The organism is Pantoea sp. SoEX (genome assembly GCF_009829945.1).
Classification (GTDB): Bacteria; Pseudomonadota; Gammaproteobacteria; order Enterobacterales; family Enterobacteriaceae; genus Pantoea_C.
Map to the genome: position 1 here is coordinate 46,520 of NZ_SZZT01000002.1, position 19,432 is coordinate 65,951.

Annotated in this window: 14 protein-coding genes and 2 tRNA genes; 8 read left to right on the forward strand and 8 right to left on the reverse strand. The window is 26.2% G+C overall.

What is annotated here, in order from left to right; genetic code table 11:
* The first annotated feature begins 8 nt into the window (after nucleotides 1-8).
* Together FD726_RS01695 and FD726_RS01700 are read left to right on the forward strand one after the other, a co-directional pair.
* The gene (locus tag FD726_RS01695) at nucleotides 9-1,778 is read left to right on the forward strand and encodes a DEAD/DEAH box helicase (protein WP_159989865.1); all 1,770 of its coding nucleotides are present in this window, start codon (nucleotides 9-11) and stop codon (nucleotides 1,776-1,778) included.
* Nucleotides 1,779-1,981: 203 nt separating this feature from the next.
* On the forward strand, nucleotides 1,982-2,419 hold the full coding sequence (locus FD726_RS01700; RefSeq protein ID WP_159989866.1) for a YhbP family protein: 438 nt from the start codon (nucleotides 1,982-1,984) through the stop codon (nucleotides 2,417-2,419).
* Nucleotides 2,420-2,489: 70 nt separating this feature from the next.
* Here FD726_RS01700 and FD726_RS01705 read toward each other — a convergent pair whose 3' ends face one another.
* From FD726_RS01705 to pepA, 7 genes are all read right to left on the reverse strand, one after another.
* On the reverse strand, nucleotides 2,490-2,876 hold the full coding sequence (locus tag FD726_RS01705; RefSeq protein WP_159989867.1) for a Rid family detoxifying hydrolase: 387 nt from the start codon (nucleotides 2,874-2,876) through the stop codon (nucleotides 2,490-2,492).
* A 30-nt stretch (nucleotides 2,877-2,906) separates the two neighbouring features.
* Entirely contained in the window at nucleotides 2,907-3,368 is a 462-nt protein-coding gene (gene pyrI, locus FD726_RS01710) for an aspartate carbamoyltransferase regulatory subunit (protein ID WP_159989868.1), read from the reverse strand.
* Between the two features lie 23 nt (nucleotides 3,369-3,391).
* Nucleotides 3,392-4,327 (reverse strand): aspartate carbamoyltransferase, encoded by a 936-nt coding sequence (gene pyrB / locus FD726_RS01715; RefSeq protein WP_159989869.1) that lies wholly within the window; start codon nucleotides 4,325-4,327, stop codon nucleotides 3,392-3,394.
* A gap of 155 nt (nucleotides 4,328-4,482) precedes the next feature.
* The gene (argF, locus tag FD726_RS01720; RefSeq protein WP_159989870.1) at nucleotides 4,483-5,493 is read right to left on the reverse strand and encodes an ornithine carbamoyltransferase; all 1,011 of its coding nucleotides are present in this window, start codon (nucleotides 5,491-5,493) and stop codon (nucleotides 4,483-4,485) included.
* 180 nt (nucleotides 5,494-5,673) lie between these two features.
* Nucleotides 5,674-8,541, reverse strand: a complete 2,868-nt coding sequence (locus FD726_RS01725) for a valine--tRNA ligase (protein ID WP_159989871.1) — start codon at nucleotides 8,539-8,541, stop codon at nucleotides 5,674-5,676.
* Nucleotides 8,542-8,562: 21 nt separating this feature from the next.
* Complete coding sequence (locus FD726_RS01730; protein ID WP_159989872.1) at nucleotides 8,563-9,009, reverse strand: DNA polymerase III subunit chi; 447 nt, start codon at nucleotides 9,007-9,009, stop codon at nucleotides 8,563-8,565.
* A gap of 29 nt (nucleotides 9,010-9,038) precedes the next feature.
* The gene (pepA, locus tag FD726_RS01735; protein WP_159989873.1) at nucleotides 9,039-10,544 is read right to left on the reverse strand and encodes a leucyl aminopeptidase; all 1,506 of its coding nucleotides are present in this window, start codon (nucleotides 10,542-10,544) and stop codon (nucleotides 9,039-9,041) included.
* Between the two features lie 812 nt (nucleotides 10,545-11,356).
* Between pepA and FD726_RS01740 the strand changes: the two genes are divergently transcribed.
* Nucleotides 11,357-11,439 (forward strand) — tRNA-Leu (locus tag FD726_RS01740).
* A gap of 145 nt (nucleotides 11,440-11,584) precedes the next feature.
* On the opposite strand, the gene FD726_RS01745 is transcribed toward FD726_RS01740, so the two are convergent.
* Nucleotides 11,585-11,671 (reverse strand) — tRNA-Leu (locus FD726_RS01745).
* A 241-nt stretch (nucleotides 11,672-11,912) separates the two neighbouring features.
* On the opposite strand from FD726_RS01745, the gene FD726_RS01750 reads away from it, so the two are divergent.
* The 5 genes from FD726_RS01750 to thrB all read left to right on the forward strand — a co-directional run bounded on the left by FD726_RS01750 (nucleotide 11,913) and on the right by thrB (nucleotide 19,428).
* A complete protein-coding gene (locus FD726_RS01750; RefSeq protein WP_255454561.1) occupies nucleotides 11,913-12,302 on the forward strand; it encodes a DNA polymerase III subunit psi in 390 nt (129 codons plus the stop codon).
* Nucleotides 12,303-12,339: 37 nt separating this feature from the next.
* Nucleotides 12,340-13,314, forward strand: coding sequence for a phosphoserine phosphatase SerB (gene serB / locus FD726_RS01755; RefSeq protein WP_159989875.1), 975 nt, complete (start codon nucleotides 12,340-12,342; stop codon nucleotides 13,312-13,314).
* Between the two features lie 367 nt (nucleotides 13,315-13,681).
* Nucleotides 13,682-15,619, forward strand: a complete 1,938-nt coding sequence (gene sltY, locus FD726_RS01760; RefSeq protein ID WP_159989876.1) for a murein transglycosylase — start codon at nucleotides 13,682-13,684, stop codon at nucleotides 15,617-15,619.
* 450 nt (nucleotides 15,620-16,069) lie between these two features.
* Nucleotides 16,070-18,481, forward strand: a complete 2,412-nt coding sequence (gene thrA, locus FD726_RS01765) for a bifunctional aspartate kinase/homoserine dehydrogenase I (protein ID WP_159989877.1) — start codon at nucleotides 16,070-16,072, stop codon at nucleotides 18,479-18,481.
* A 17-nt stretch (nucleotides 18,482-18,498) separates the two neighbouring features.
* Nucleotides 18,499-19,428 carry a homoserine kinase gene (gene thrB / locus FD726_RS01770; RefSeq protein WP_159989878.1) on the forward strand — a complete coding sequence of 310 codons (930 nt, stop codon included), beginning with the start codon at nucleotides 18,499-18,501 and terminating at the stop codon, nucleotides 19,426-19,428.
* Nucleotides 19,429-19,432 lie beyond the last annotated feature (4 nt).

The window sequence follows — 19,432 nt, forward strand, 5'->3', positions numbered from 1 at the left end:
TACATTGCATGACTGACAATAAAATAACTTTTAATGATTTTGGCTTAAAATCTGAAATACTTAAATCATTAAAAAAGATGGGCTATATAAAACCTTCTCCGATTCAGATTGGTTGTATTCCTTACTTATTATCTGGTAATGATGTTTTGGGTATGGCACAAACCGGAAGTGGTAAAACAGCAGCTTTTGCTTTACCTTTGTTGAATAATATTAATGTTGATCAAAAAATACCACAAATTTTAGTATTATCAATAACTAGAGAACTGGCAATTCAAGTTACTGAAGCTATTACTAAATTTTCTCAATACTTGCGTGGATTAAATATAATCGCTCTTTATGGCGGTCAGCGTTATGATATACAATTACGTGCATTGCGTCAGGGACCACAAGTTGTAGTAGGTACTCCCGGGCGTCTTCTAGATCATTTAAAACGTGGGACCTTAAATTTATCCAATTTAACAGGCTTAGTGATAGATGAAGCCGATGAAATGTTACGAATGGGTTTTATTGAAGATGTAGAAAATATTGTATCATGCATTCCTGCAAATCGTCAAACTGCCTTGTTTTCTGCAACAATGCCAGATGAAATTCGTCGTATAACAAAGCGTTTTATGAAAGATCCTAAAGAAGTACGTATTAAATCAAGTATAAAAACTCAACCTGATATTAGTCAAAGTTACTGGACAGCATACGGTCGTAAGATTGATGCATTAGTTAGATTTTTAGAAGCCGAAGATTTTGATGCTGCAATTATCTTTGTACGTACTAAAAATACCACTTTAGAATTAGCTAGTGCTCTAGAAAAACATGGTTATAATAGTGCTGCATTAAATAGTGATATTAACCAATCAGTAAGAGAACAAACTTTAGAACGTCTTAAGAATTGTAGAATTGATGTATTAATAGCAACTGATGTTGCTGCACGAGGTTTAGATGTAGAACGTGTTAGTTTAGTAATAAACTATGATATTCCACTAGATGTAGAATCTTATGTTCATCGTATCGGCAGAACTGGACGTGCTGGTCGTTCAGGTAGAGCACTTTTATTTGTTGAAAACCGTGAACGTCGTTTATTACGTAATATTGAAAAAAGTATTAATACAACAATCACCGAAGTTAAATTACCCAATTCTGAATTATTAGGTAAACGTCGTTTAGCTAAGTTTACCGAAAAAGTAAAAAAACAACTCAAAAATAATGATCTCGATCAGTATAGAAGATTGCTTTCTAAAATGCATCCCGAAGAAAATTTAGATATGGAAACTTTAGCAGCAGTGTTATTAAAGATAGCTCAAGGAGAACGTCCATTGGTGTTACCTAAAGATATCAACCCATGTAATAATAATTTTACTCGCAATAAATTATATAGTCGTACTGAAAATCGCCATGCACGAAATAAATTAGAAAAAAATAATTATCAAAATACTCAAATGAATAGTATTAAAATGAATGAGATGAGATTATATCGTATTGAAGTAGGACGTGATGATGGAGTGGAAGTACGTCATATTGTAGGTGCTATTGCAAATGAAGGTTCTATTAGTAGTAGTTGTATAGGGAATATTAAATTATTTAATAATCACTCAATAATAGAGTTATCAAAAAATATCAAATGTAATGTAATGCAGTGCTTTAATAGGACTCGTATTTTAAATAAACCTATTAATATGCAATTAATAGGTGATTCGCAGCTAAATAAAGGACAGGTAAATCGTCAATATAATAGACATCATAATCGCAATAATTTTAATGCTGAACGTCGTGGTATTAAATCTTAAATGATTTCAATGTAGTTATTATAACTATCTAAATTATAATTTAACAAATATATTAAAATAACTTAAATTATAATTGAAAAAGGAACTTCATAAATATTTTAGTTCCTTTTTACCTATATGAACAACTCATTAATATTATAATTTTAAAACTTTATTTTATATATCTGATTTATTTTTGAGCAAATCAATTTTTTGGATAGACAGTGCATAAATTTTCTTGTATTTCAGATTTCTTAAAGAAACAACACATACTATCATTGTGTTGTATTAATAATGATCAGTTATGGTGTGCTAATTGTTTTTATGTATTTAAGGATGATAAAAGTATGTCATTATATTTGATGACTTCACCAAATACTAGACATGGATCATATTTAATGCAAAATTCTAATATTGCTGGAACTATTAACAATGGTGAAAAAAATGTATTATTAATACAAGGAATACAGTATAAAGGATATATTTCAATATTAGAAGAGGAAACAAATAAAAAGAAAGCATTGGTTACTTATCATAAACGTTTTCCGATGTCACGTTTTATTTCTGCTCCTATTTGGTTAATCACGTTAGAAGAAATAAAAATGACTGATAATAAGACTAAATTTGGAACAAAAATCATATGGCATAGGAATACGTTTTGATAAAAAATGAATTAATATATTATAATTTTCCTTTCTAAGGTCATTATAAAAGAAAAAATTTTTATATTCATTATTGACGAATAGCAATAGCTTCTATCTCAATTTTTACATTTTTCGGTAATTTTGAAACTTCAATACAAGAACGAGCTGGAAAATTTGATTGATTTTCTATAAAAAACAGTTCATAAGTTGAATTTATTAATTCAATATCATTGAGATTTATCAAAAAAATTGTAGTCTTAACAATATTTTTTACATCTAATTGTGCTGCTTTAATAATTGCCTTTATATTTTCTAATGTTTGACGTGTTTGTTTACATATTTCGTTATCAATTGTACCATTAATTGGATTTATAGGTATTTGTCCGGAAGTAATAATTATATTTCCTAAATCTACACCTTGAACATAAGGACCAATGGGACATGGAGCTTGTTTTGTGTTTATTTCGTAAAACATTTTAATTCCTAATAAAATGTGTTTATTTAATTATTTTATTAACATTATATGGTTTGTAAATTCTCTTTCACAATATATACATTTTAACTGCTGATTATTTTTATTTTTTTCAATAATAAAGCTAGAAAATATTAATTCACTACGGCTAATACAGTTATTGTTAGGACATATTATGACATCTTTAATAAAATCTGGTAGTGAAGGAGTTATTTTTGATACTACTTTATATTTTTTAATTTGTTTTATTGTAGAATTCGGTGCATATATAGCTAATTGATTTATCTGTTCCTGATCAAGAAAAGTGTTTTCCATTTTAATTAAATCTTTACAACCAATTAAACTAGACGGTAAATTTAAACATATAGTAATTCTTTGATTAATAATGTTTAAATTAAATAATGATAGTAATTTAACTCCTATTTTTATCGGAATATGATCTATAATAGTACCTTGTTCGATTGCTTCTACTTGTAATTTATTAATTTGGTCCATAATTTTCATTCTATAATTTATAATTATACCATAAATTTATTATTTAAAACTAATGCTAACAAAGCTTGACGAGTGTAGATTCCATTTTTAGCTTGATGAAAATATTCAGCATAAGGTGTTTTATCTATATCAGTACTAATTTCATTAGCACGTGGCAGTGGATGCAAAATTTTCATAGTATCTCTAGCATTTTCTAAATCGCTAGTTGTTAAAATTAAACTTGATTTTATCTTAGAGTATTCTGAAGGTTTGATACGTTCTTTTTGTATTCTAGTTACATATATAATGTCTATATTATGAATAATTTCTTTGAAATTATCGTAATAAGACCATGGAACATTTTTTCTATCAAGCATATTAATTATATAACTAGGCATAGATAAATCCCGAGGACATATAAAAAAGAATCTATTATCATTAAATTTAGCTAGAGCTTGAGTGAGCGAATGAACTGTTCTACCATTTTTTAAATCGCCTGTGATAGCTACATTCAGAGATGTTACACGATTTTGTGTTTCATAAATAGTATATAAATCTAGTAAAGTTTGTGTTGGATGTTGGTTAGTGCCATCACCAGCATTTAAAATTGGAATACCTTCTGAATGCTCAGCTGCTAAACGAGTAGCTCCATCTTTTGGATGTCTAATGATAATAGCATCTACATATTTACTAATTACTGAAACAGTATCAATTAAAGTTTCTCCCTTTTTACCAAGAGAAGTAGTATTAACATCAGTAAAACCAACTACTGAAGCTCCTAATCTATGTATAGCTGTTTCAAATGATAAGCGAGTACGTGTTGATGCTTCAAAAAAACAACTAGCTATAACATGATTTTTTAATAGTTCTGGTTGTGGATTTAACTTAAGTATTTTTGCCGCACGTAGAGTAAGCATTAACTCATTGGAGTTAAAATCACTTATTGAAATAATATGTTTGTGATATAATGGATTAGACATATATTTCTTTTTTTCCTTATGATATTACTAATAAATATTTAATTACAGGCTAATATAACCAAATAATTAGCGATTTTAATCAAGGATTACCACTTAATGTATTTTTAATTAATTTATTATAATAATTAGGATCATTATAAAACATGAATCTCATATTACAATTTAACAAGAGTTGCTACCATTATAGCTTTAATAGTATGCATTCTATTTTCGGCTTGATCAAAAACAATGCTATGATTTGATTCAAATACTTCATTACTTACTTCAAATCCATTTTTAAAATAATTATGTTTTTTTAATAATTCAACAGCTAGATCAGTTTCTTTATTATGTAATGACGGTAAACAATGTAAAAATTTTACTTTAGGATTATTAGTTAACTCGAGCATTTTAACATTTACTCTATAATTTCGTAATAGTTCAATACGTTCGTCCCAAGTTGCTTCTGGTTCTCCCATAGATACCCAAACATCAGTATAAATAAAATCAGCACCATTTACTCCATAAATAATATCATCTGTAAAAATTATCTTTCCTCCATTTTTTTTGGAAATATGCATACAATTTTCAATGAATTGACTATTTGGCCAAAGTTTTTTGTGTGTTAATATTCTTAAATGAAAACCAAGTAAAGCAGCAGCTTCTAATATACTATTTACTACATTATTTCTTGCATCTCCTACATAAACTAATTTTATTTCATTTAACTGTCTATTTGGTAGATGTTCTTGTATCGTTAACAAATCTGCAATTAATTGGGTTGGATGAAACTCATTTGTTAAACCATTCCATACTGGAATGCCAGAATATTTAGCAATTTTTTCTATTATTTTATGACTGAACCCACGATATTGAATTCCATCATAAATACGACCTAGTACACGAGCTGTGTCTTTTATCGATTCTTTATAACCAATTTGAGTATCATTTTTGGTCAAATATGTAATATTAGCACCTTGATCATAAGCAGCTACTTCGAAAGCACACCTAGTACGAGTAGATTCTTTTTCGAATATTAATACAATATTTTTTCCTTTTAGGTATTTTGTTTCAGTGGAGTCTTTTTTTGCTTGTTTTAATTGTGATGAAATATTAATTAAATATTTTACTTCGTCAGAAGAAAAATCTAATAATCTTAAAAAATGGCGCAAATATAGTTGACTCATATAAATCTCCACGCTACTACTAACGACAACTTGATAATAAAATGATTCTGATTTTTTGATATTAATGAAATAATATATTTTACTATTAAACATTTATGTATTAATTATTTAATTTAAAAATATATTACTGTTTTAATGAAATTAATCAAAAATACACATGATTTATTAAAAATAAAATTTTTATAAATTTTGGATTTTAATTTTTTGATTAATTAGTATTTCTTTTTCTTGTTCTAATTTTTCTATTCTAGTATTTTCTTTGATAAGAATATATTTTGGAATAGCATTAGATGCGGGATTATTAGCAAGTTTACATTTTATTGAATTTATTTCAATATTCAATTTAATTATTTTTTTATTTAACCGATTTAATTCAGTATCTTTATTTATTAAATTTAGCATTGGTATTATTATTTCAGCTTCTTTGATGGTTTTATTCAAAGATATCATATCTTGATTTGTCTTAGATAAAGTATACAAAATATTCAATTTTTTTAAGTTTGCTAATTTTATTAAAATATGATAGTTAGATTGCACGATCATTACAACTGATTCAGAGCAATTATATAAAAATATTTCTATTGGTTTGTTAAATTGTACATTTAACTCTTTACGAATACTACGTATTGCGATTACAAATTGTTTTATCCAATCAAAGTATTTTTTTGATTTTTTATCCTCTTTTTGTTGATTATATTCAGGAAAATTTTGATACATTATTGTATCACTTTCTATATTTTGGATTTTTTTTATTCTTTGCCAAATATTTTCAGTGATGAAAGGAATTATAGGATGGGCTAATCTAAGAAGTGATTCCAATATAAATAATAAAGTATTTTGTGCACTATATATTTCATTTTGATTTTTATTACTCAATATTATTTTAGTTATTTCTACATACCAGTCACAAAATTCATTCCAAGTAAAATCATATAATTTATTAGCTGCAATATCAAAACGATAAGAATCTAGCGCTTCTCTATAATTTTTAACTAGATCATTTAATTGATTTATAATCCATCTATCTGCAATTGATAACTTTATTTCCTTATTATTTTTAGAATCATAATTTATTGTGTTAATCAAAACAAAACGGCTAGCATTCCATAACTTATTACAAAAATTGCGATACCCTTCTAATCGTTTCATATCCCAATTAATATCACGACCTGTAGAAGCCAAAGCAGTTAAAGTAAATCTTAAAGCATCAGTACCATATGGTTTAATACCATTTGGAAATTGTTTTCTAGTGCTTTCGTAAATTTTATTAGCTAATTGTGGTAATAGCATATTACTAGTGCGTTTTTTTAGTAAGTCATCTAAAGATATTCCATCTATTATATCTATAGGATCAAGAACATTACCTTTAGATTTTGACATTTTTTGACCTCTTTCATCTCGAATTAAGCCAGTAACATAAACAACCTTAAAAGGAACTTGTGGTTTGCTATTTTTATCTTTAATAAAATGCATAGTTAACATGATCATGCGAGCAATCCAAAAAAAAATAATATCAAAACCACTCACTATTATATTAGTTGGATGAAAAGTATTAAGCCTTTGATTATTTTTTTGGGGCCACCCTAAAGCAGCAAAAGTCCAAAGGCTAGATGAAAACCAGGTATCTAATACATCATTTTCTTGTTCTAATATAACATTATTATTTAAATTATTTTGTTGTCTTACTTCTTGTTCATTTAAACCAACATAGATGTTTCCGTCTTTTGAATGCCAAGCAGGTATACGGTGTCCCCACCATAACTGACGTGAAATACACCAATCTTGGATATTCTCCATCCAGGAAAAATACATATTTTCATATTGTTTGGGGACAAATTTTATATCTCCCTGTCTTACAGTTTCAATAGCCATCTTTGCTAAATTTTTAGTTCGTATATACCATTGATCAGTTAACATTGGCTCAATTATGACCCCACTTCTATCACCGTAAGGAACAGTTAAATTATGGGGTTCAATTTTTTCTAATAAACCTAGTGAATCAATAATTTCTACAATGACTTTTCTTGCAATAAAACGATCTAGTTTTCTAAACTGTAGGGGAATTGTATTATTAAAACTTACATTAATTTTCTTGCCATTTGTATCAAAATATTGGAAATAATCAGAAATACAACCATTCAATGTAAAAATATTGATCATAGGTAATTTATGACGACGACTTACTTCATGATCAACAAAATCGTGAGCTGGAGTAATTTTTACACATCCACTACCTTTTGTCATATCTACAAATTCATCACCAATAATAGGAATTGTTCTGTTTATTACAGGTAATATTACTGATTTACCGATGAGCTTATTATAACGAATATCATGTGGATTAACTGCAACAGCAGTATCACCTAAAAATGTTTCAGGACGTGTAGTTGCAATTGTTAAATAATTTTTACCATCATTAGTTTTAATGCTATCAGAAAGGGGATATCTAATATACCAAAGTTTACCTTTAACATCTCTATTTTCTATTTCTAAATCGGAAATAGCAGTACATAATTTAGTATCCCAATTAACTAGACGTTTTCCTCTGTAAATTAATTTTTCGTTATAAAGATTAATAAATACTTTTTTTACAGCTTTAGAAAACTCTTTATCCATAGTAAATCTTTCATTTTCCCAATCAATAGAATTTCCTAATCTTCTCATTTGAGAATTAATTGTATTACCTAATTTTTTTTTCCAGTCCCAAATTTTTTGTATAAATTCATCTCTTTTATAGTCTAGACGTACTTTACCTTCTTCAAATCTAATCTTATTTTCAACAATTATCTGAGTAGCAATTCCAGCATGATCTGTACCAGTTTGCCACAATGTATTTTTACCTTTCATTCTGTGATAACGGACCATAATATCCATTATAGTTTGTTGAAAAGCATGTCCCATATGTAAACTACCAGTAACATTTGGAGGAGGCAACATTATGCAAAAACTATCTTGATTAAAATTTCCAGTTGGTCTGAAATAACCACTTTTTTCCCAATGTTTATAAATGCTTTGTTCAAAGCTTTTTGGATCGTATTTTTTTTCCATTTTCTGTATATTTCTTTATAACTATAATATGATTATATTGATTTTAAAACCAAATTTACGATATTTTTTATAACGTATACGACCTGATTCTTTAAGATAATTTTCTTCATAAGGTACAAAATCTACTATTTCTTTAAAATGAAAAAAACATGATGGAAAATCAAAAAGTAAATTAACCAATACATTATAAGAAGTTAGACTGATTTCGTTTTTTATCCAACTTATTTCTATTGGTGATTCGCCATCGATTACTTCCCCAACAATATTATGTGGAATGAAAGTATTTACAGGTTGTTCCCATAAAAGGTTATCAATATGGATAGCTTGTAATTTACTTTTACAATAAATTAATATACGTTTTCCTTGATACCAATATCTTCGGGATAAATGACATAACAAACTATCAATGCTATTAACATAATTGCTCAATGAACAATATTTAACAATATAAAACGTTACTGTTTTCATAAAAAAATATCAAATAAAATTAGTAAATATCAATCATGTTCATTTAATCCTGCGCGGTTTAATAAATACTGAGATATCATAGCTACTGGTCTTCCAGTAGAACCTTTTATAGTTCCTGATTTCCAAGCAGTACCCGCTATATCTAAATGCGCCCAGTTATATTTTTTGGTAAAACGAGAAAGAAAACAAGCAGCAGTTATAACTCCAGCGGATCGTCCACCAACATTTGCAATATCTGCAAAATTGGATTCTAATTGATCATGATATTCATCAGTCATAGGCAATCGCCATGCACGATCTCCTGATTGCTCAGATGCATGAATAAGATCATGAGCTAATGAGTTGTTATTTGATATTAAACCACTTATATGATGGCCCAAAGCAACTACACAAGCTCCTGTCAGAGTAGCTATATCTATAACCACTTCTGGTTCAAATTTTTCAACATAAGTAAGTATATCACATAATATTAAACGACCTTCAGCATCTGTATTTAATACTTCCACTGTTTGCCCTGACATTGTTGTGACTATATCTCCTGGCCTAATAGAATTTCCATCTGGCATATTTTCGCAATTGGCCATAATACCGATAACATTAATTGGTAAGTTCAATGTTGATACTACATGCATGATTCCATATATTGCTGCAGCACCACACATATCATATTTCATTTCGTCTAAATTACTAGATGGTTTTATAGAAATACCACCAGAATCAAATGTTACACCCTTACCAATTAATACAATAGGTTTAGATTTTAAATAATTTGTTTTATGTTTAATAATTGATATTAATGGTTTATTTTGAGAACCTTTACTTACTGCTAAATATGCGTTCATTCCGAATTTTTTCATTTGATTTTCTTCAATTGTATTTATGCTAATATTATCAAATGTTTCAGCAAGTTTACGTGATTGCAGTGATAGATACTCAGAATTACATATATTTGGCGGCATATTACCAAGATCTTTTGCAATTTTTATCCCATTAGCTATTGCAATACCATGTTGAATAGCTTTTTCTCCTATACTTAATTCACGTCTAGTAGATACATTAAACACTAATTTACGCAATGGTCTTCTTATTTCTGTTTTGTTTGTTTTTAATTGATTAAAATTATATAAAGCTTCTATAGAAGCTTCAGTTGCTTGTCGTACTTTCCAATAAGTATTTCGTCCTTTAACATGTAGTTCTGTTATAAAACATACTGATTCCATTGATCCAGTGTTGTTTAATGTATTTATAATTTTTTGTATTATATGTTTATATTGACGTTCGTTAAGTTCACGTTCTTTACCACAACCTATAAGTAAAACACGTTCTGATAGGATATTAGGTACATGATGCAGCAATAAAACTTGTCCTACTTTACCTTCTAGTTCTCCTCGACGTAGTAAAGAACTTATATACCCATCACTTATTTTATCTAATTGTTCAGCAATAATTGATAAACGACGAGTTTCAAAAACACCTACTACGATGCAAGCACTACGCTGTTTCTCTGGGCTTCCACTTTTTACACTAAAATCCATGTTAACTCCTAACTTCAAAAAATATCTTGAAAACATAATGAAAAAATTACTATAATTATCAATTATAATTTAGTGCATACAAGATAGTTATTTTATTTTCTTACATACTTACCAATTCACAATAATTAAAATTTTTAATAGAAGATTATTGTATTTTATTTTGTTATTTGTCTTGGAAATTAAGGTTAATATAATAATTAGAATAATAGAAACTATCATTAAAAAATGAAATTAAGATAACTTTTTGGAAAAAATCATAAAAATAATTAATTTAGAAAAGTAAGAAGATTATAATAAATTACATACTTACCTACTAATTATTTAACATAATACATATTTATAAAACAAAAATCATCTAAAAATTCACTTTAAAATTATACAAAACATATTATTTTATAATAAAATGGTTTATTTTATAATAAACCATTGATCTCAGCAATATTATTTCTATGACTATAGATATCATTTAACTTACTGTTATAAATTGCAAGTTTTTAAAACATATTTCTTTTTTCATTGAATAGTTATAATAAGGATAAATGATAGATAGTTATCATTATTTATTTAGATAATTTTTTATTTTTAATAATTACTAAATTATATATCTAAAATGATAAAAAACAAATAATTATAATTTAGTTATTATTTTTTAAATTTGTATTTTTCTATCTTACATAACATATAATATAAAATTAAAATGTTTAGAGATATTATACATTAAGTAAAAAATAATTCATAAAGATTATATAATTTAAAAAATAACATTTTATTTTGATGTAAATTAGTTGCTATAATAAAAAATAAATTCTGTGGCCGAAGTGGCGAAACAGGTAGACGCAGTTGATTCAAAATCAACCGTATTTTATACATGCCGGTTCGATTCCGGCCTTCGGCAAATAATTTAAGTTTCAATATATTTAAGTAATATTCAGTTTAGATAAAATTTTGAGCTCAACAGTAAACAAAAACACCTATCGTATAAAATATTTTTAATTTTAAATAAAATATTAAAAAACATAATCTCTATAATCTTCAAATCATGCGAAGAGAGGGATTTGAACCCTCACGTCTAGAGAAAAGACATCAGTATCTGAAACTGAAGCGTCTACCAATTTCGCCATCCTCGCATATATATGATATAATAAATTAAAACAATTGAAATTTAAATAAAAAATAAAATTATTTTTGTTTATTATAATTTATTAATTTGATTATGAATCAATAAATATTAAATTTGTTTTTTATCGAACGATATTTATATAAATTTATTTATAAATATTAAAATTGTTTGATAAGAAATGGATGTAAAATTAATAGGGTTTTGTTTTGATAAATATTAAAAATTATTATATCAATTATAAAAGATGTTTGATATTACAAAAGATGGGGATTATTCAATATAAATTACATAGGATAAATGTATTAAAAGGTTTATCAAATTTTGATATAACATCCTATATAAAATTAGTAATAATAACTAACGATATAATTGATATAAATATATCATTTATGAATGATATATTACATACCTTGTGTATACAACACTATCAAGTATTAATTGCTAAACCAGAACAATTAAAAATGCTAATTAAGAAATTGAATTCTTGCATTTTTTGGTTCGTAGGCGAAGTCAGTAGTATAAAAAATTTAAATTTATGCAAATTTAAATTTTTACACTGTAGTTCTTTATCTAATTTTATAAATAATAACAAGGAAAAACGTTTATTTTGGAAACAAATACGTAGTTTCTATGATTGATTATAGATAAAAGAACAATAAAACAATAAAGGATTTTATGTCAGATTATATTAAATTGTCAGATTTACCTAATGATATTTCACATTGGCCTAATTTTCATATTTTTTCTAATACTAAAAAATTAGAAAAAACATGTTGTTATTTAAATAAAACATATTGGATATTATATGCAACAGAATTAAATAAAAAAAGTTTAATATATTATCAGAAAACACTTAATATTAAATTGACTATCATTAATTTTTGGAAAATAGATAAATATAAAATAGTTTGTGTAAAAGGGTTGATAACAAAAAATGATATTAATTTATTATATAAATTAGGATGGGATATAGCTCCATTAATTAAGATGCCATCTCTACAAAAACCAGGATTATTATTGATGGACATGGATTCAACAGCAATTCAAATTGAGTGTATAGACGAGATTGCTAGATTAGCAAATCGAGGTGATATAGTGAAAAATATCACTATCAGTGCTATGAAAGGAGAAATTGATTTTACTAATAGTTTAAGTCAAAGAGTATCAATGTTAAAAGGAGTGCATGAAAGTATCCTAAAACAGGTGCTTGATAAATTACCCTTAATGCCTGGTTTAATTCAACTTGTTGAAAAATTACAAGTACTTAATTGGAAAATAGCCATTGTTTCTAGCGGATTTAAGTACTATGCATCTTATTTAGGAAAAAAATTAAATCTGGTAGATGTTGTTGCAAATGATTTAGAAATTTATCAAGGTAAACTTACGGGTAAACTAATTGGTAGAATAGTAGATGCAAAATATAAACTATATAGTTTGAAAAAAATTGCTCAAAAATTGAATATTTCTTTAGAACAAACAATAGCAGTAGGAGACGGGGCTAATGATTTACTAATGATTAGATCTGCTGGTTTAGGAATAGCCTATAGATCAAATTATCATGTAAATAAGCAAGTAATATTTAAAATTGTTCATGCGGATTTAATGGGAATATTTTGTATTTTAAGTAGTACTATACTAACCGATAGTTAATTAAAAATAATAAATTATATCTTGATTCAATATTTGGCAAAAATTTTTTATTCGTTATTTTTCAAACATTTTTTCTTTTATTGTCAGTTTAATTTTTTAAAAAATATTAGTTTTTGTAATGTTTATGTATTAATAAGTGGAATATTTCTAATAAATTAACTATAAATTTAATATGTAAGTAATATAATTATAATTAAGTTAATAATCAGTTTAGTTAATACAAAATTAAATTTTATTTTGTAATAATAATATCAATTCTATATTTTTAGATAAATTATTTTTTAGCATACTTTTTAAGTAATACCAATTTATTTTTTTGGAATTAACTACAAACACTAATTATATAAGGTTAAGGAAAGAACAGTAAGTGAAAAATTTATATAAATACTTGATTCTAGTTTTTTCTATTAGTATTACTACAATTTCACAAGCTGATTCTATTACTGAGCAGCGTCGAAACTATCAAAACATAAAAGCAGCTTGTACAAAAAATAATATACATATTATAGATAAATTATTGCCTAAACTAAAAGATTATCCACTGTATCCTTATATTCAATCTGATATATTAATGCAAAAAATTAATAATGATGTTAATTCGTTGTCAACAAAAATATCAGTAATTAAATTTATTAAGAAATATCACGATATACCAGTAGTAAATTCAATAAGTAATCAATTTATAAATTCTCTAGCTCAACAAAAAAAATGGAAAACTTTAATTGATTTTAGTCCAAAACCACCAAGCCAAATAAAAGCTCTATGTAATTGGCATTATGCCAAAGCAATTGTTAAAAACGAGCCAATAAATTTCAATATTCTAGTAAAAATTTTACTTAATCGTATTCATGTACCAAAAGATTGTAATAAATTATTTTTCGTTTCAGATAAATATATTAAAATATCTTATCTTAATACAATAGAATTAATTTGTGTAGCAATGAAAGCACATGATGAAAAATTAGTAAGATATTTAACTAACATACTACCTGAAGATTATAAAAACACTGGGAATTGGATTATAAAATTTCAAGAAAAACCTATATCTATCTTAGATTTTATTAAAAAAGCAAAACTAAGTCCTTTTACTCTGCAAGCAATAAAATATTCTTTGTTTCATTTATCACATAAAGATATTGAATTAGCAAGAAGATCCATTACAACAATTTTAAATCATTATAATAATATTAGTGCATCAGATATTCAAGAACTAAAAGATATAGTTGCAAGTAATATGATTCGTGAAAATATCAGCTACGAACAAAAGAAATGGCGTGACGAAGTAATCATACATAGTAAATCTATATCATTAATTGAGCGTCGTATACGTTTATCTTTAATGTATAATGAAATGAATAAGTTAAAACAGTTGCTTATTCATTTACCACATAATGCGAAACAAAAAGAAGAATGGCAATATTGGTTGTCAAGTATTTATTATCTTAAAGGAAATAAAAAAATTGGTGATATTATCTTACGTAACTTAATGAAAAAACGTGGTTTTTATTCTTTAGTAGCAGCACAGAAATTAGGATTGAATTATAAATTTAAACATAATATTTCGCCCGCACCAGATTACAGCATTTCAAAACTTAAAGAAATCAGAAGAATAAGAGAATTGATTTATTGGAAGTATTACAATCTAGCAAATATTGAATGGACTAATCTAATTGCTAATAAATCTATTAGACAAAAAAAAATGTTAGCTCGTTATGCTAACGAACAACAATGGTGGTATCTAAGTGTAAAAACAATTACTAACGCTAAAATTTGGGATAATATTAAAGAAAGATTTCCATTAGCATGGAATAGTATATATAAAAAATATACTAATAATAAAACAATTACAAAAAATTATGCTATGGCTGTTGCAAGACAAGAGAGTGCATGGGATCCTCAAGCGCATTCATTAATGCATGCTATGGGACTAATGCAACTTGAACCAACTGCTGTAAAACAAACAATAAACGTCTATAATATTAAAAAATTTTTAGGTTTAAAAAAATTATTTGATCCTGAAATAAATATTTGGATTGGTACTGGTTATTTAGAATATGTTTTTAAACATCTTGGAAAAAATAGAGTTTTAACTTCTGCTGCATACAATGCGGGAATATCGAAAACCAAAAAGTGGAGAAAAAAAAGTGCTGGAAAATTACATGTTATAGCATTTATTGAAGCTATTCCATTTAGAGAAACTAGAGAATATGTTAAAAATGTATTACTATATAATGCGTACTACAATTATATCACTGGAAAACCTAAACACATTCTTACATCAAGTGAATGGAAATACCACTACTAATCTTAAATTTGATAAATATTGTTTAATGTATTCAAATAACTAATATAATTGGTTCTGGTATGAGTTGTTTTATAAAACTTATATATATAATATTCCTAAAAAATAAATTATTTTCATCATATTTTTTTATATAATCTCACCTAGTGATTTGTCCGAACACTCACATTTAATTATTATTCAAAATAAATAACAAGTATTAAATATGATTAAAATATTATAAACAAAAATACATTCGTCAAATTATAATTAATTTTTAATAAAAATAATTATTTAATAATAATTTATTTACATTAAACGTTATATTATTAAAACAATATATTTTACAAAAATTAAATTCAGCATCGCTGTTACTATGTATATTAAAAGTGAATATACATAAAAAAAGAAAAATAACTTACTTAAAAAAGATATTTATCAACTTTTTTGTTAATACTCAGGAGAGTTTGCCTCATGCGAGTGCTGAAATTTGGTGAAACATCAATGGAAAATGCTAAACTTTTGGTTCTAGCAGCTGAAATTGTAGAAGATAATGCGAAACAAGGACAAGTGATAACTGTACTGTCTTCTACGACTTATTTATTACAATTAATACAAAAAAAAATTAATATTAGAGATGCTAAAAATATTTTTTCTAATTTGTTATTAGATTTAGTCAATATTCAGCCAAAATTAAATTTTGGTTATTTAAACAATTTCATAGAACTAGAATTTAATAAAATAAGGAAGATGCTTAACGGAATAAAATTATTAAAAAATTGTCCAGATGAAATATATGCTTCTATTATATTTACAGGAGGAAAAATTTCTGTTGTTATTATGGCAGAAATATTAAAGGTTCGAAATAATAGTATTAGTATAATCAATCCAGTAAAAAAATTACTTTCACATGGGAATTACTTGGAATCTAAAATTGATATAATTGAATCTAGTAAACGAATTAAAAGTGAGCTTGAGAATATTAAGAAAACTAATATTATTCTTATGATTGGTTCAATAGCTGGAAATAAAAATAACGAAATAGTACTACTGGGAAATGATGGTTCAAATTATTCAGCAGCAGCATTAGCAGCATGTATTAATGCAGAAGTATGCGAGATATGGACTAACATCGATGGATTATATTCGTGTGATTTATCTTACATTAATAATGCAAAATTATTAAAATCAATATCATATACTGAAGCAGTAGATTTAGCTTATTTTGGTTGCAAAATATTTGATTTAAGAACTGCAAAAATTTTTAATAATTTTAAAATTCCTTGTTTGATTAAAAATATTTATAATGTCAAATCTACTGGAACTTTAATTAGCAATAAAAAACTTAAACAAAATAATAAGTTAGTCAAAAGTATAGTTAGTTTAAGTGATATAGTAATGTTGAATATTTCTGGACCAGCTGTCAATTATATATTGAGTGTATTATCTCGTATAATTTCTTTTGTGTCAAATGCTGGTATTTTAATATTTTCTCTCATACAAACTTATTCAGAACCTAGCATTAGTTTTTACATATTAGAAAAGGATTTGCAACTAATTAATCAAATATTTAACAAAGAATTTGAATTACAAAAAATATTATGTAATTCAATTAAAATAATTAAAAATTTAGGAATAATTTCAATTATAGGAGATGAAATATCTAATATTAAAGGAGTATATAATAAGATTTTTTCAGCTCTAGAGCATGATAATATCAGTATTAAAGCAATATTACACAATCATTCTAAAAGCTCAATTTCAATTGTTATAAATGGTAACAATATTATAGATAGTGTAAAAATAATATATTATTCGTTATTTGTTAATAACAAATCAATAGAAGTTTTTTTAATTGGAGTAGGTGGTGTAGGAAAGACACTATTGAATCAAATACATAGACAGCAAAATTTCTTAAAAAAAGAAAAACAAATAGAATTATACGTTTATGGAATTGCAAATTCACAAAAATCATTAACTAATTTAGGAGGTATTGAACTAAACAACTGGCAATTAAATCTCTGTAAAACTGGAAAACAATTTGATATCAATGAATGGATTAATTTAATCAAAAAATATTATTTGTCTAATCCAGTAATTGTAGACTGTACTTCTAGCCAAGAAATTGCTAATCAATATACAAATCTCCTATCTCACGGTTTCCATGTAGTTACGTCAAATAAAAAAGCTAATACATCTTCTTGGTATTATTATCAACAGATACGCTTTATTGCCAATAACACAAACCGCAAATTTTTGTATGAAACTAATGTTGGAGCTGGTTTACCAGTGATCGAAAACTTAAAAAGTTTATTAAACTCAGGAGATCAATTTATAAAATTTTCAGGTATCCTATCAGGTTCTCTTTCATTTATATTTGGTAAATTAGATGAAGGATTATCTATATCCGAAGCAACAGATATAGCGCGTAAAAAAGGTTATACTGAACCAGATCCAAGAGAAGATCTTAGTGGAAATGATGTTGCTCGTAAAATATTGATTTTAGCTAGAGAATTAGGTTATAAATTAGAATTAAAAGATATAAAAGTTGAACCCGTAGTGCCAAAAAATACGAGCAAAATTGAAAATTTTATGAAATATTTATCTAAATTTGATAATGTATTTAAAGATCGAGTATCTAAAGCTCGCAATTATGGTAAAGTACTTAGATTTGTTGGTACTATTCAAAAAGGTGGAATATGTGAAGTAAAAATTGATGAAGTATCAGAAAACAACCCGCTTTATAAAGTTAAAGATGGTGAAAACGCATTAGCATTTTATAGTAGTTATTATCAACCTATTCCATTATTGTTAAGAGGTTATGGTGCGGGAAATGATGTAACAGCAGCTGGTGTATTTGCTGATTTACTTCACACTTTATCATAAAAGTTAGGAATATAATAATGGTAAAAATTTACGCACCAGCATCTATTGGTAATGTTAATGTGGGATTTGATGTTTTAGGTGTAGCAATTGCACCGATAGATGGTTCAATTTTAGGTGATTGTGTAACGGTTAGATCTTCTAATCATTTTAAATTATATAATATAGGACATTTTGCAAATAAACTACCCAATAATACAGAAGATAATATTATATATCAATGTTGGCAATATTTTTGTAAAAAAATTAACACCATCACACCAGTAGAAATAATATTAGAAAAAAATTTGCCTATAGGATCTGGTTTAGGATCTAGCGCTTGTTCTATAGTAGCTGGCTTAGTAGCCATTAACGAATTTTTTGGTAATCCACTTGATAATAATGAGTTATTATTATTAATGGGTAATTTAGAAGGTTATATTTCTCATAGTATACATTACGATAATGTAGCACCATGTTTTTTAGGAGGCATGCAATTTATTCTAGAAGAAAATAATATAATCAGTCAGAAAATACCATTTTTTAATGATTTACTGTGGGTAATATCATATCCTGGTATCAATATATCTACAGCTCAAGCACGTTCAATTTTACCTTTACAATATTGTAGAAATGATTGTATTAAACATAGCCAATTACTAGCTGGATTTATTCACGCTTGTTACACCAATCAGCTCAATTTGGCTCTCATGCTAATGAGAGATATAATAGCTGAACCATACCGTATTAAATTATTGCCAAATTTCTTGAAAGTACAAAAAGAATTACAAACTATAGGTGCAATGGTATGTGGCATTTCTGGATCTGGTCCTACAATTTTTACTATTTGTAAAAAAATTGATCAGGCAAATCTTGTAGCAGAATGGCTAAAAAATAATTACTTAAGAAGTAGTGATGGTTTTGTTCACATTTGTCGCATAGATAATTTCGGTGCACGAAAATTAGGATAAAAAC

What these genes read in the sequence shown, in the direction of transcription:
- FD726_RS01695 (WP_159989865.1), top strand. Translation starts at nt 9, where the DNA reads ATGACTGACAATAAAATAACTTTTAATGATTTTGGCTTAAAATCTGAA.
- FD726_RS01705 (WP_159989867.1), bottom strand. Translation starts at nt 2,876, where the DNA reads ATGTTTTACGAAATAAACACAAAACAAGCTCCATGTCCCATTGGTCCT.
- pyrI (WP_159989868.1), bottom strand. Translation starts at nt 3,368, where the DNA reads ATGGACCAAATTAATAAATTACAAGTAGAAGCAATCGAACAAGGTACT.
- pyrB (WP_159989869.1), bottom strand. Translation starts at nt 4,327, where the DNA reads ATGTCTAATCCATTATATCACAAACATATTATTTCAATAAGTGATTTT.
- argF (WP_159989870.1), bottom strand. Translation starts at nt 5,493, where the DNA reads ATGAGTCAACTATATTTGCGCCATTTTTTAAGATTATTAGATTTTTCT.
- FD726_RS01725 (WP_159989871.1), bottom strand. Translation starts at nt 8,541, where the DNA reads ATGGAAAAAAAATACGATCCAAAAAGCTTTGAACAAAGCATTTATAAA.
- FD726_RS01730 (WP_159989872.1), bottom strand. Translation starts at nt 9,009, where the DNA reads ATGAAAACAGTAACGTTTTATATTGTTAAATATTGTTCATTGAGCAAT.
- pepA (WP_159989873.1), bottom strand. Translation starts at nt 10,544, where the DNA reads ATGGATTTTAGTGTAAAAAGTGGAAGCCCAGAGAAACAGCGTAGTGCT.
- serB (WP_159989875.1), top strand. Translation starts at nt 12,340, where the DNA reads ATGTCAGATTATATTAAATTGTCAGATTTACCTAATGATATTTCACAT.
- thrA (WP_159989877.1), top strand. Translation starts at nt 16,070, where the DNA reads ATGCGAGTGCTGAAATTTGGTGAAACATCAATGGAAAATGCTAAACTT.
- thrB (WP_159989878.1), top strand. Translation starts at nt 18,499, where the DNA reads ATGGTAAAAATTTACGCACCAGCATCTATTGGTAATGTTAATGTGGGA.